General features: G+C 49.9%; 14 protein-coding genes. 11 read left to right on the forward strand and 3 right to left on the reverse strand.

Features of this window, described 5'->3' with window-relative positions; genetic code table 11:
- The first annotated feature begins 19 nt into the window (after positions 1-19).
- The 9 genes from HA050_RS05310 (at position 20) to HA050_RS05350 (ending at position 6,245) form a co-directional block, all read left to right on the forward strand.
- Positions 20-925, forward strand: coding sequence for a CPBP family intramembrane glutamic endopeptidase (locus HA050_RS05310; RefSeq protein WP_166823015.1), 906 nt, complete (start codon positions 20-22; stop codon positions 923-925).
- A gap of 86 nt (positions 926-1,011) precedes the next feature.
- Complete coding sequence (locus HA050_RS05315; RefSeq protein ID WP_166823016.1) at positions 1,012-1,821, forward strand: class I SAM-dependent methyltransferase; 810 nt, start codon at positions 1,012-1,014, stop codon at positions 1,819-1,821.
- Between the two features lie 288 nt (positions 1,822-2,109).
- Positions 2,110-2,607: a PraA/PraB family alkane oxidation protein activator gene (locus tag HA050_RS05320; RefSeq protein ID WP_166823017.1), complete on the forward strand. Its 498-nt coding sequence runs from the start codon at positions 2,110-2,112 to the stop codon at positions 2,605-2,607.
- A gap of 228 nt (positions 2,608-2,835) precedes the next feature.
- Positions 2,836-3,696, forward strand: a complete 861-nt coding sequence (locus tag HA050_RS05325; RefSeq protein ID WP_166823018.1) for a hypothetical protein — start codon at positions 2,836-2,838, stop codon at positions 3,694-3,696.
- A 109-nt stretch (positions 3,697-3,805) separates the two neighbouring features.
- Positions 3,806-4,534, forward strand: coding sequence for a metallophosphoesterase family protein (locus HA050_RS05330; protein ID WP_166823020.1), 729 nt, complete (start codon positions 3,806-3,808; stop codon positions 4,532-4,534).
- 85 nt (positions 4,535-4,619) lie between these two features.
- Positions 4,620-4,790, forward strand: a complete 171-nt coding sequence (locus HA050_RS05335; RefSeq protein ID WP_166822127.1) for a phosphoheptose isomerase family protein — start codon at positions 4,620-4,622, stop codon at positions 4,788-4,790.
- 116 nt (positions 4,791-4,906) lie between these two features.
- The gene (locus tag HA050_RS05340) at positions 4,907-5,341 is read left to right on the forward strand and encodes a GNAT family N-acetyltransferase (protein WP_166823022.1); all 435 of its coding nucleotides are present in this window, start codon (positions 4,907-4,909) and stop codon (positions 5,339-5,341) included.
- 160 nt (positions 5,342-5,501) lie between these two features.
- A complete protein-coding gene (locus HA050_RS22580; RefSeq protein ID WP_369698415.1) occupies positions 5,502-5,840 on the forward strand; it encodes a GNAT family N-acetyltransferase in 339 nt (112 codons plus the stop codon).
- Positions 5,841-5,849: 9 nt separating this feature from the next.
- Positions 5,850-6,245 (forward strand): VOC family protein, encoded by a 396-nt coding sequence (locus HA050_RS05350; RefSeq protein WP_166823028.1) that lies wholly within the window; start codon positions 5,850-5,852, stop codon positions 6,243-6,245.
- A 4-nt stretch (positions 6,246-6,249) separates the two neighbouring features.
- Here the strand turns inward: HA050_RS05350 and HA050_RS05355 are convergent, their stop codons facing one another.
- Positions 6,250-6,618 (reverse strand): GFA family protein, encoded by a 369-nt coding sequence (locus tag HA050_RS05355; RefSeq protein ID WP_166823031.1) that lies wholly within the window; start codon positions 6,616-6,618, stop codon positions 6,250-6,252.
- Positions 6,619-6,650: 32 nt separating this feature from the next.
- A complete protein-coding gene (locus HA050_RS05360) occupies positions 6,651-7,007 on the reverse strand; it encodes a PDZ domain-containing protein (protein ID WP_166823034.1) in 357 nt (118 codons plus the stop codon).
- A 408-nt stretch (positions 7,008-7,415) separates the two neighbouring features.
- Between HA050_RS05360 and HA050_RS05365 the strand changes: the two genes are divergently transcribed.
- Entirely contained in the window at positions 7,416-8,717 is a 1,302-nt protein-coding gene (locus tag HA050_RS05365) for a tryptophan--tRNA ligase (RefSeq protein WP_308418887.1), read from the forward strand.
- Positions 8,718-8,979: 262 nt separating this feature from the next.
- Here the strand turns inward: HA050_RS05365 and HA050_RS05370 are convergent, their stop codons facing one another.
- On the reverse strand, positions 8,980-10,911 hold the full coding sequence (locus tag HA050_RS05370) for a DUF5666 domain-containing protein (RefSeq protein ID WP_166823040.1): 1,932 nt from the start codon (positions 10,909-10,911) through the stop codon (positions 8,980-8,982).
- Positions 10,912-11,155: 244 nt separating this feature from the next.
- Between HA050_RS05370 and hmpA the strand changes: the two genes are divergently transcribed.
- Positions 11,156-12,355 carry an NO-inducible flavohemoprotein gene (gene hmpA / locus HA050_RS05375; protein ID WP_166823043.1) on the forward strand — a complete coding sequence of 400 codons (1,200 nt, stop codon included), beginning with the start codon at positions 11,156-11,158 and terminating at the stop codon, positions 12,353-12,355.
- The last annotated feature ends 106 nt before the right edge of the window (positions 12,356-12,461 follow it).

A 12,461-nucleotide genomic window follows, 5' to 3' on the forward strand; every position in this document is an offset into this window, starting at 1 on the left:
TTTTTTAGCACTAAAGGGCATGAAATACATCGAATATTGCCCGTTCCGGATCATTAAAAATAAAAAAATGAAAAAATTTAATACTCCTCATTTATTTAGCAACACCCCTTTCCGTATAGTTTTACTATTTTCAGCAGCCTTATCTTTCATATTTGGAATAGTCTCGATTATATTTTTTTCAGTAGCACACGCATTACAGAGCAATTTAATCCAGCAACTTATTTCAAGCATTTTTCTATTTACCAGCATATTTCTTCTGCTGCACTTATATATTTTAAAGAATGAGTTTTTAAGCTGGCGCGAATTACTCGGCAAACCACCTGAAGGTTGGTGGTGGGTTTTACTTGCCATTCCCTTAATAGCACTCACACTGACTTGTACCTACGCTGTTTTTTATCCAATATCTGTCTATTTTCCTGACCATGTACGCAGCTGGCTCAGCAATGATTCTTCTGTCAAAATGCTAAAAGGAGAGGTACTTTATAATTTTTTAATCTTCATCCTCATCACTATCATTGGCCCTGTTCTTGAAGAGTTTATATTCAGAGGCTATTTACTCAACCGCTGGGCCAATCGCTTTGGGGTGTACTGGGGAATAATCTTAAGCTCGGCGCTATTTGCCAGCTTGCACACTGAGTTATTAGGTCACTTTCTTTCCGCCATCGCATTCAGCCTGATTTACTTCAAAACCCGCAGCCTGTGGCTGCCCATTGCTATTCATATGCTGAATAATTTTATTTCCTGCATCTGGGAATGGGTATCGCTGACAGATAACGCCTCAATTCATCCACAAGATGCATTAAGCCAGTTTCAAAGTGAATGGTGGCTCGCCCTGCCAGGGCTATTCGCCATCCCAGTTTTATATATATTCTGGCTTCGGCATATCCGGGGCTTATTTTCTGCACCCGGCGCTCAGCACGATTAAAAAATCAAATCATTACTAACTATATATATGAAACAAAATAACTTAAAAGCAGCGCAAGCCTGCATCGCACACACAGATAAAACCTAATGAACACCTCCCTGTCCGAGCAATTTTTAATTGATTTTCATAATCAGCAGCCCGGTATTACGTCCCATTCTTTTCAATCGCTGAGCGCGGCTATGGGCGGGCGGCTCTATGCTTCATCTTACGAATGCCTTGCAAAAGACGTGGCAAGTGATGCCACCGTACTGGATTTGGCCTGTGGCGATGGCTTTTTGCTCTCTCTTTTGCCTGCCCGCACCCTTATCGGTGTTGATATGAGCACTGGCGAGCTGGCAGCGGCGCGGCACAGGCTGGGCGATCGCGCCACTTTGCACCAGGGCAAGGCACAATCCTTACCTGTAGAAAACCAGCGCTGCGATATCGTGCTTTGCCATATGGCCCTGATGCTGATGGATCAGCTGGATGTGGTTCTGGGCGAAATTCATCGCGTGCTCCGGCCCAATGGGCGCTTCTCTTTTATCATTGGCACGGCAGCACCGGCCAGTGCGGTGATGGATGCCTATGTAAGGCGGCTTCGGGCGCTTTACCAGCACGAAAGCGCAAAAGCGCTGCGTTTTGGCGACCAACGCCTTACTGAAGAAGAAAGCATCATCAGCGCACTGACACCTTTTTTCACGCAAATTAAAATTGAAAAAATCACGATCAGCCGCCGCTACACGCCGGATGAAGTTTGGGCATGGTTTGAAGGCTGTTATGACCTGGCATTTTTAGCCGCAGAGCCACGCCAGCAGTTTCATACGGCCTATCTGCAGGAGCTGGCAGCGCTATGTGAAGACGATGGAAAAGTTGCTTTTGCAGATTGCCTGCTGAAAGTATCGGCGATTGCTGCGTAGCTTAAACACAGAACTCTGAAATGAAGAGGCTTTGTGATGGCGTTATTCAGTGATGATCTCAAAAAAGAATTTTTAGCATGGCTGGCCACAAACAAATACTTTCTTGAAACTAACGTTTATATTTTTATATTTGTAAATATTGACAAAGCTCAATAACCTCATGCAAACGTCATTGTATTGTAAGCATAAGATGGTAGCCGGGCAGCAGATGCCTTGCTAAACACAACAAAGCTCTTTTGCTAAGAGCGCAGCGCCATCTTGTGTTATTCACTTTATAAGGCCATGCACATGCTCAAGACCATTTCTGCCACTCTTTTTACTCTCATATTATCCGCGGCGCCCGCCAATGCCGTCACCATTACACCCCCTGGCCCGGGAGGCGCAGCACTGCCTTTTTCTGCCGTGGGCACAGCCACGGTGGGCAAGCTGGGGATTGATTTTAATTGCAACACGGTATTCAGCGGCACGGTGGATGGCTACGGCAATATTCGTATCACCAACGCAACCTTCAAAGGTGCCACCCTGTGTAAGCTGATCAAAGCCAATGCCAGTGCGCTTGCGCCATGGACCGGCCATGTGGATACAGCCACTCAGTTCACACTGGATAATGTGGCCGTCACGATTAATTCTCCACTGGGTGGCGGTGTTTGTGGCCCCAACAAGGTTGTTGCCACTATTAATGACAATGGCAGCGAGACCATCCTTGGCCTGAATGCCCAGCTCTCTGGCGGATGCTCCATTAATGGAGTACTGAATACTTCTCCCTATTTGCAGGTAAAACCTTAAATCCCCCTGCCCAATGCAATACAAGTTACAAAGGTATTGCATTGGGGATTGAAACAATCCGCCCCATAACAAAATGCCATTTCTTACACTTCCACAGAAAATCAAGCCGCTGAGCCAGCGTTGTGTGGAGAAATAGCGGTGTAATCCTTAGCAATCCTCACGCCAATCTTGCTTATGTCATAAACGTCCTTTACCCTCTGTGTACTTACATATACAGCAAGACGACTAATGACTTTTGATGATTTTATTACAACAGCATGGGCAGATCATGGCGATCAGCCCTTAGCTGTTGCAGAACGGCTGAGCCACTCGCCCCAACTGGCGCAAACAGCCAGCCAGATTCAGGCTTTTACCCGCTTAATTACCCATGTGTATGGCGAGCATCTGGCGGATTGGGATGCGGGCATTGCCCTGCTGCAATCGCTCCCCCGTTTAACAAGCGAGCCAGCCGCAGTCAGCGCCATTGCAGCGGGCACCGCCACCCTCAAATATGGCCGGGGCGATCAGGATGCGCTGGCTTCGCTTACGCCGCTTGAGCAGACCATTACACTTGCAACGGCAAGCAGCCTGTTTGCTGCACAGCAAAAACTGGCTATGGCCATAGACAGCTATTCACAAGCGCTGATGACCTGTACGCAACATATCGCCCTGCCTGACCAGCCCCCTGCTCATCGCGCGCTTGCAGTGGGTGGCAATAATCTTGCCGGCGTACTGGAAGAAAAACCCCTTCGCAGCGACGCCGAAACAGCCGCCATGCTGCTGGCAGCGCAAAGCGCTCTTAAGTACTGGAAGCTGGCAGGCACCTGGCTGGAAACCGAGCGCGCCGAATATCGCCTCTGCCGCAGCAACTTGCAAGCCGGGCTTAAAGAAGAAGCGGTGCAAGCGGCCCGGCGCTGCTTAGAGATCTGCACGCAAAATAATGCGCCCGCCTTCGAGCTGTTTTTCGCCCATGCCGTACTGGCCATCGCTCAAAAAGACCAGAACGATGCGTTTGAACTACACCGCGCTGCGGCCATCGCCTGTCTTGAGCAAGTGCCCGCTGATGAACAGCACTGGTGTGAGGCAGAGTTAAAAGAGTTGAATCAGTAAAAAGAGGCAAGGGGGCAGGCCAAGCAATGGGCTGAGCACTGCTGTATCCTGGCCGCAATCCACCCTGCAAATACACACGGCAAATCATAAGCCCCATACAGGAAACCCTATGCGCCTTGCCCTTGTTTCAGATATTCACGGTAATTTACCCGCCTTAGAAGCCGTGGTTAAAGATATTGCCCGCCGTGGCGCGGATGCGGTGGTCAATCTGGGAGACAGCCTTTCCGGCCCCTTAATGCCGCTTGAAACAGCGCAGTTTTTAATGGCGCAAGACTGGGTGCATCTGGCGGGCAATCATGAGCGCCAGCTTTTGGCAGCAAAGGATATGAATGCATCCGATGCATTTGCGCACAGCCAGCTGGGGGCTAAAGAATGGGCATGGCTGGCTGCATTGCGCAGCTGTGCGCCGCTTAATTCTGATGTATTGCTATGCCACGGCACGCCGCGCAGCGATGTTGAATACTTTATGGAAACAATAGAGCCAGCGCGGCTGCGCCTGGCTACTCAGGCAGAAATCCAGCAACGCCTGGGCGATGTGCGGGCAGGCTTAGTTGCCTGTGGCCATACGCATATTCCACGAATGATGCGCAGCAGCTTAGGCCAGCTGATAATCAATCCCGGCAGCGTGGGCCTGCCCGCTTACGACGATATTCACCCCTATCCGCATAAGGTAGAAAACGGCAGCCCCGACGCCCGTTACGCCATTGTGGAGCAAGGCAAAGGCAGCTGGTCCGGCAGCTTAATCGCCGTTCCTTACAAATATAAAGCCATGGCCAAACTCGCGCAGGCAAGGCAGCGGCCGGAATGGGCTAAGGCTTTATTAACCGGATATATTTAATCGCTCATGATCAAACATATTACTTAGAGCCAGCCCGAAGCTCTGCTGACTCTTTCATACCTGCTGTCCAAAGCGCAGGCACTCAGTGCGAGTCATTGTTTTGTCTGATCAGTACTGCCCTGAACTGAAGCCCTCAGCCATACTGCCCCCTGCGGGCATTTATGCAGACAGAGTGCAAGAGCTGCATATCAAGGTTTTGCATATCCTGATTAAGCTGGCCGGGCGGTATTTCTTCCCACAAAAAGACAGGGGTTAACCATGCACCATATGCCAAACAAACAAACGCCCCAAACCATCCTCATTCGCCCAGCTCAAGCCGCTGATGCCTTGTCCATCGCCTAAATTCGCGTTGCCGCATGGCAAGCCGCTTATATGCCGTTTATGCCAGAGGATTTTTTAAAAGCACTGGACCCAGCCGCCCATCTTGAATCACTGCAAACCAGGCTAGCCGCACCATCGCGGGATTTTTATCTGGCGATGGCCGATCAGCAGAATCAATCTTTGGGTTTTTATGTACTGGGCAAGCCTCGTTTTGAAAGCAGTGCCCACAGCGCCGAACTCTGGGCGCTTAACGTTGCACCACGTGCATGGCGCAGCGGGCTTGGGTTTAAATTGATGCAAGACGCCATCACCATGGCAACGCACTTTGCTTATCAGCGCATCCTGTTGTGGTGCATTACAGAAAATCACCCGGCAAGGGGGCTTTATGAGCGTTGCGGTTTTAAAAATACGGGTGAAACACGCAGCACTACCGCACTCACAGGCCATCCATTACATGAAGTGTGTTATGAATTGCGTCTAAGTTAAATAAAAGCGTTCTCCCCTTACGATAGGAAATGGATTGCCATGCTCATCACCACCACTACCGATATCGAACAAGCCCTATTGATTGCCACCCAGGCAATAGGCTCAATGGATAGCCTTAGCCAGGCAGAATGCAATGAATTAATACCCCATATCGCAGCCAATTACTCGCTTTGGCAATCAACATTTATTTTTGCAATGTGTGCATCAAGAACGTGTTATAGGCACCATTTTAGTAAAACACTTTTGGAACTTAGCCGAGCTATATGTATTACCCGAATTCCATGGCCAAGGCGCAGGAAAAAACCTATTAAAAACAGCATTGGAAATTTGCCAGATTCAATCACCCCGTGGCCATTTGCGTGTTAATTCATCGCCCAATGCAGTTGGCTTTTATACTCAGGCCGGATTTGATACTTTCGATTCAGCCGCACCATTACCCTATGGTTGCGTGCCACTGATCTATTATTTCTCACCCAATAAAACCACTCATATTAATTAAAGTGAAAACATGCTCCACCATTTATCATTTGGCGTCACAGACATCCAGCGCTCATCCGTTTTTTATGACGCCGTATTAGCCCCGCTTGGCTATATACGGGTATGGGAAGATTTAGAAGATGATGATGCGGCAGTGGGCTATGGCATTCAAGGCGGAGGCGACAAATTTGCAATCAAATTATGCAAATACGTTGCCATAGGGCAAGGATTTCATTTAGCCTTCTCAGCTAAGAATCAGGCAGAAGTTGAAGCATTTTATACAGCAGCCATGGCAAATGGCGGCAAGGATAATGGCCCGGCCGGATTACGGCCAGATTATGGCGGGCACTATTACGCGGCTTTTGTGATTGACCCAGATGGTTACCGGATTGAGGCGGTGATCAATACACCTCCACAACAAAACTAAAAAATCAACCCTGCAACAAAGCCTGTGCTGCCCCATCGCCCACACCAATTTCACCTAATTCAAAAGGGTTTACTCCGGCAATGCAGGCCACATTAAAACCAAATTGCGATGGATTACTGCGACGCTGGTGATGGGTATAAATGCCACAGACTTTGCAAAAATAATGCTTTGCAATTTTGGTATTCCATTGATAAATGGAGAGCATATTCTCCCCTTTAATCACCCGTAAACCTTCAACCGGCACACTGGCAATAATCGCCCCCTTGCGGCTGCATAAGGAGCAATTGCAGCGGCGTAAATTCTCGAAGCCCTGCGCTAAATCCACCTCAAACACCACAGTTCCGCAATGGCAGCTTCCTTGTTTTGTTTCCATGTTTTCCCCTTATAAAAACTACTGTTTGCAGATTATGGTTTGGCAATAGCAATCATTGCTACAGGATATAACACACCATTTACATGTTTTAAACGCAGCCTTAAAGTTTGGCCAATTTGTTTTTTACTTAACGCTGAGATTTCATTACCTTTAGCCCCTGCAATAACATGACCTTCTAACTCAAGCACCTGGTCACCCTCTAATATTCCTGCTTTGGCAGCGGGTGATGCAGGTGCTATTTTTGTAATAGTGACTGACTGCAAAGTTGGGTCCCAAAAAAATCCATCTGCTTCTATTGAATATCCATAGCCAAAATATCCACGGGCAGCATCAGCCCATGCTATCCCCGATATGAAAAAAAACAATACATGCACTAAAATTTTCTTCATGAGTCACCCCTAAATTTTACGCAAACGCACGCAACCCAAATAGCATATTCAACCAAAGAGAATACACACCACAATCAATCACAACAATCATTATATTTTTAGTACCACGTTTATATCTGAACTGCTCTGCATATTTAGAAAAAACAACAAAGCCACAATCAGGTACAAATATAATGGCCGCACAACACATCAAGAATTAAAAAACCAAAAAATATCAAACAGCAACTGCAAACACCCGGCTAAATACAAAAAAGATTGGAATATTAAAAAAATTTTTTAATTAAACAGCCTGTTTTATTTTTCAAAAAATCTGCAACGCACGATTTTATTCAATCATTTTGTGCTTACACAAGCGCCCGTCGCCTGCTAGACTTGCTGCCATTCTTGCAGCGTGCGATATAGGAAAAAGTGATGAGTTTGCGTGTTCTTACCGGTATTACCACTTCAGGTACGCCCCACTTGGGCAATTATGTAGGGGCGATTCGCCCGGCAATTGTTGCCAGCCAAAGCCCGGATAGTGACTGTTTCTTTTTTATGGCCGATTATCATGCGCTGATTAAATGCGATGACCCCGCCCGGATCGAGCGCTCGCGTCTGGAGATTGCCGCTACCTGGCTGGCTGCGGGGCTGGACCCGGAACGCGTAACTTTTTACCGCCAGAGCGATGTACCTGAAGTCACTGAGCTGAACTGGCTGCTGACCTGTGTAACCGCCAAGGGCCAGATGAACCGCGCCCATGCTTACAAAGCCAGCACAGATGCCAACGAGGCCGCAGGTGAAGACCCTGACGCAGGCATTACCATGGGCCTGTTTTGCTACCCTATTTTAATGGCTGCCGACATTCTGCTGTTTAACCCGCACAAAGTGCCGGTGGGCCGCGATCAGATTCAGCATATTGAAATGGCGCGCGATGTAGCAGCCCGCTTTAACCATTTATTTGGTCAGGGCAGCGATTTATTTGTATTGCCAGAGGCGCATATTGAAGAGCACGTTGCCACACTGCCGGGCCTTGATGGCCGCAAAATGAGCAAAAGCTACGACAACACCATTCCGCTGTTTGAAGGTGGCCAGAAAGCGATGAAAGAAGCCATCGCCAAAATCGTGACCAACAGCCTCTTGCCAGGTGAAGCAAAAGACCCGGACAACTCGCACCTTGTTACGATTTTTGAAGCCTTTGCCTCACAGGAAGAAACCCGGCAATTTAAAGACGAGCTGCGTACGGGTCTTGGCTGGGGCGATGCTAAAAAACGCCTGCTGGATTTAATCGAGCGCGATATTGCACCGATGCGTGAACGCTACAACGCCCTGATGGCTCACCCGGAAGAAATTGAAGCGCTGCTGCAGGCTGGCGCTGCCAAAGCGCGAGCCACGGCTGCGCCATTATTAAAGAAAGTACGCGAATCGCTGGGCCTGCGTGCCATGCAAGCCATTGCCGCCCCTGCCGCCAAAGCGGAGAAAAAAGCCGCGCTGCCGCTGTTTAAACAATTCCGGCTGGAAGATGGCCTGTTTTACTTTAACTTCAGCGCCGCCGATGGGCGCCTGCTGCTGCAAAGCACTGGCTTTGCCCAAGGCAAGGAAGCCGGGCAATGGATCGCCAAACTTAAAAAAGAAGGTGTGGCCACCATTACAGCTGATGCGCCAGTCAGCCTGAGCGAAGGCGTTGCACCTGATGACGTGAGCGCGGCTTTAGCGCTGCTGTTGGCGGAATAACAACGCACCCGCTTTGTATGCTTTGGTCTGCGGGTTTATTCACCCATTCAAGGCCGATAAGTCAGCGTAATCCAATATTTGGCGCAAAATTATATTGGATTACGCGATAGAACCACTGCCCCATGAATTCTGCTTAAATGGCCAGAGTTGATTTTCACCTGCCCTGCAAGGCTCAAGAAAAAGCCACTCGTCAATGAGTGGCTTTTTTTTCCTCTAAAACAACGATGCTAAGTCATGAATTTCCTCATTCCCCGGCATGCCCTTAATCAGCAAAGGACACTTGACCAGCCATCAGCACGCCGTTTGTCAGCACGCCTTTCACGTTGACGACACGGCCATTTGCCAAACTTGCGCTTTTTCCATCCTTAATTTCAGCCTTGCTGGCATCAACCTTTTGACCCGCCACTTTAAAATTACTCAGCGAAACAAAATCACCCACAGCGCCTTTTACTTCCAGAGTGCTTGCAACACGGCCTTTGATTTCAATTTGCTGCGCTTGTAATTTATCGCCATTTTTAAGCACGGTCACACTGATGTTGACCCCGTTCACCACATCAGCCGTTTTCCCACCATCCACAGGCGTTGTTGCGCTCCAAAGTATCGTCACGCCATTCAGTTTGAACTGGCTGGCCGTCACGCTGCTGATCACCCCGCCCAATTTTACGGGTGGCTCAACTTTAGGCTGGAAGCGCACTTCCTTAACCATCAATACATCCGCCTGCATTTCACCACGGACCAGCACCTTAGCCCCATTGATCAAGTCGTTCTTACTGGTGACCACATCCGAGCCTACCGTGCCGAATTCCGTTTTATCATTGATTTGCAAGCTGAGCTTCACCCCGCTCAGGGTGAACTTACCCGTTTTACTGTCGTAATCCTTCACCTCACCGGTAATCGTCCGTACAGCCACACTGGCTGTCTGGCTGGCATTGGGCGGTGGAGTGGTTGCAACAGGCGTATCAATTTTCACTGTTTTAGCCTGCACCGTGCCATTACTGACACTCCCCTCTATTTTCACCTGCACGCCATTGGCCAGATTGCTTGCCGCACCGCCATCAAATGTCGCCGCGCTGCCATCGACTAAAGCACCACGTACTTTAAAGCTGGCCAAAGAAATATAATCTGTGACTACGCCACTGAGCGACACTTTGGCGTCAGTACTGTCTTTTACAAATTTCACACCTGAGGCCACCAGCTTATCGGTCTGCCACACACCGCCCACCCGCACCGGCTTGCCATTAGCCAGATCGGTCACTACGCCCCCCTCAAACTTGGCCTTGCTGGCATCAACGACTACTTCGCCTAATTTAAAACTCACCACCTTGGTATCCAAACTGGCAATCAAGCCACCAATCTGCATTTTCAACCCGTCACCGGCCTGAGGCTTTTTGACTTTCAGCGCTTTGGCTGTCATCACACTGGCGGCGCTAATCGCCTGATCGCTCCATGCTGCGACCAGCTGACCATTTTCCAGTACCACGCCATCCGGGCGAAGTTTTGCGCCGCTAAAGTTCACCGTTAAGCCACTCACCACCAGCGTTTTAGCCGTGTTGTCCAAGGCGCTGACCACGCCGACTACACGCACCATTACCGCGCTGGCCGGGTCTTTACGCTCGATGCGGGTGGCCACAATCACACCTGTGGCATCGCGGCTGCCGTGTACTTCTACAATATCGCCGACCAGCAAATCAGCCAGCACGCTGGCGCCTTCAAATACCGTGGGAGCGGCTGCATCGGTAGAAACTCTGATGGTTTGCCCCGCCAGCTTAAAGCCAGAACCTGTAACTAATTCTGAGATTTTCCCGTAAACCTCAGGTAAGGCCGTTAGTGTTTTGATTTTGTCATCGCTGCCCTGATCGGATTCCACCTTCATGCCCAGCTTGATGTCATTACTGGTGCCGGTGCTGCTGGCCGAGGGATCCTGCTCAACCTGAAAGCTGGCACTGCTGTCATCCAGCGTAACGCCATCCACAATCACACTGCCAAAGCCGGTAACCGTGCCCTGGGCATATGCGCCACCATTGGGGGCAGGCGTTGGCGTTGGAACGGCTGTGGGCACCGTAGTGGGCACGGAAGTCGGATTCGCGGCCACTGGCGCAGTGCCAGACGATGAGCCGCTGCTTCCGCCACCACAGGCATAAAGCCCCACACTCGCCACCAAGGCTAAGGCCAAAATTTTTAAGCGCTGATCCATCGTCCGTCCTCCATAAATATCATGCAGCAATAAGCTTTATGGATTGTGGCGGGCAAACGCTGGCTGACAATAAGCCTTACCGTTTTTTCAGCGATAAGCGGCATTTCAGCCAGCAAGCTGACATCAGACAGTAGCCTGTCATTTGCAAAACCCCCGCCTCTGCCCCGCAAAATGCAATTTTTACTTTTCAACCCCCTCTTAAATAGGTAAATTATATGCACATTTAAAAAAGAACGGAGATACCATGCTTAATCATGCTCAACGCGACTTAGTCCGCGCCACCGCCCCTGTCCTCAAACAACACGGTATTGCGCTCACCACGCATTTTTATGCACGGATGTTTCAGCACAATCCGGAGCTGAAACAAATTTTCAACGAAGGCAATCAGCAGTCAGGCGCCCAGCAGCAGGCTCTCGCCATGGCGGTAGCGGCCTACGCTGAACATATCGACAACCCTGGCGTGCTCGCCCCGGTGCTCACCCATATCGCAAACAAACACATCAGCCTTGGCATCCGCCCGGAGCACTACCCGATTGTGGGCCACCATTTGCTGGCATCTGTCCGTGAAGTATTGGGGGCTGCCGCTACTGATGAATTAATCGCCGCATGGGCTGCCGCATACGGGCAACTGGCGGATGTCTTGATTGCCGAAGAAGCGCAGCTTTATGCTGCAGCCGCTTTAAAACAAGGGGGCTGGACTGGCTGGCGTGGTTTTGTGGTAGCCAAAAAAGAGCAGGAAAGCAGCGAAATCACCTCATTCTATTTACGCCCTGCTGATGGTGGCTGCGTGCCCGATTACACACCAGGACAATATATTTCGGTAAGGATGTTTGTGCCGGAATGGAATCTGATGCAGCCGCGCCAATACAGCTTGTCTGATGCGCCGGGCAACGACTACCTGCGTATATCCGTCAAACGTGAGCAAACCGGCAATCTCATTGGCCAGGTGTCTAATCTGCTTCACAACAGGGTAAAAGTTGGCGATGTGATCGATCTGGCCCCGCCAGCGGGTGATTTTGTACTGCATCAGGATCGCACAAGCCCGGTGGTGTTAATCAGCGGCGGCGTGGGCATTACCCCAATGATGGCTATGCTGAAACACTTGGTTAAAACCGGCAGCGACAGAGCGATACGCTTTGTACACGGCTGCCGCAATGGTGACGTACATGCGTTTAAACAGGTGGTAAATCAGCTGGCAGCGCAAGAATCCAGCATTGAAAAAACGGTGTTTTATGACGAAGCCTGCCCGAAGCACAGCCACGATCACCTGGGCCATGTGGATCTGGCTAGAATCGCAGAAAAGGTGATTTTGCCCGACGCCGATTACTACCTCTGCGGCCCGCTGGCCTTTATGCAAGCCCAGATCAAATCATTGCAAACCATGGGGGTAAGTACGGAGCGGATTCATGCGGAAGCATTTGGGACTGGGGGTGTTGCAGCTTAGGGCGGGTGCAACCCCGGCTCTATCAACTTACGGAGAGCTTGTAGCTTAGGTTAGCAGCCTGCGTGCGAGGTTTGCCTCGCTCAGCGATCTATCGCGTAACCCAACA

Source organism: Iodobacter violaceini (genome assembly GCF_011601265.1).
Lineage (GTDB): Bacteria > Pseudomonadota > Gammaproteobacteria > Burkholderiales > Chitinibacteraceae > Iodobacter > Iodobacter violaceini.

Bases quoted from the DNA above. Each gene is read 5' to 3' on its own strand.
- hmpA (WP_166823043.1), top strand. From the start codon at position 11,156: ATGCTTAATCATGCTCAACGCGACTTAGTCCGCGCCACCGCCCCTGTC.
- HA050_RS05330 (WP_166823020.1), top strand. From the start codon at position 3,806: ATGCGCCTTGCCCTTGTTTCAGATATTCACGGTAATTTACCCGCCTTA.
- HA050_RS05360 (WP_166823034.1), bottom strand. From the start codon at position 7,007: ATGAAGAAAATTTTAGTGCATGTATTGTTTTTTTTCATATCGGGGATA.
- HA050_RS05340 (WP_166823022.1), top strand. From the start codon at position 4,907: ATGCCGTTTATGCCAGAGGATTTTTTAAAAGCACTGGACCCAGCCGCC.
- HA050_RS05315 (WP_166823016.1), top strand. From the start codon at position 1,012: ATGAACACCTCCCTGTCCGAGCAATTTTTAATTGATTTTCATAATCAG.
- HA050_RS05320 (WP_166823017.1), top strand. From the start codon at position 2,110: ATGCTCAAGACCATTTCTGCCACTCTTTTTACTCTCATATTATCCGCG.
- HA050_RS05325 (WP_166823018.1), top strand. From the start codon at position 2,836: ATGACTTTTGATGATTTTATTACAACAGCATGGGCAGATCATGGCGAT.
- HA050_RS05370 (WP_166823040.1), bottom strand. From the start codon at position 10,911: ATGGATCAGCGCTTAAAAATTTTGGCCTTAGCCTTGGTGGCGAGTGTG.
- HA050_RS05355 (WP_166823031.1), bottom strand. From the start codon at position 6,618: ATGGAAACAAAACAAGGAAGCTGCCATTGCGGAACTGTGGTGTTTGAG.
- HA050_RS05310 (WP_166823015.1), top strand. From the start codon at position 20: ATGAAATACATCGAATATTGCCCGTTCCGGATCATTAAAAATAAAAAA.
- HA050_RS05350 (WP_166823028.1), top strand. From the start codon at position 5,850: ATGCTCCACCATTTATCATTTGGCGTCACAGACATCCAGCGCTCATCC.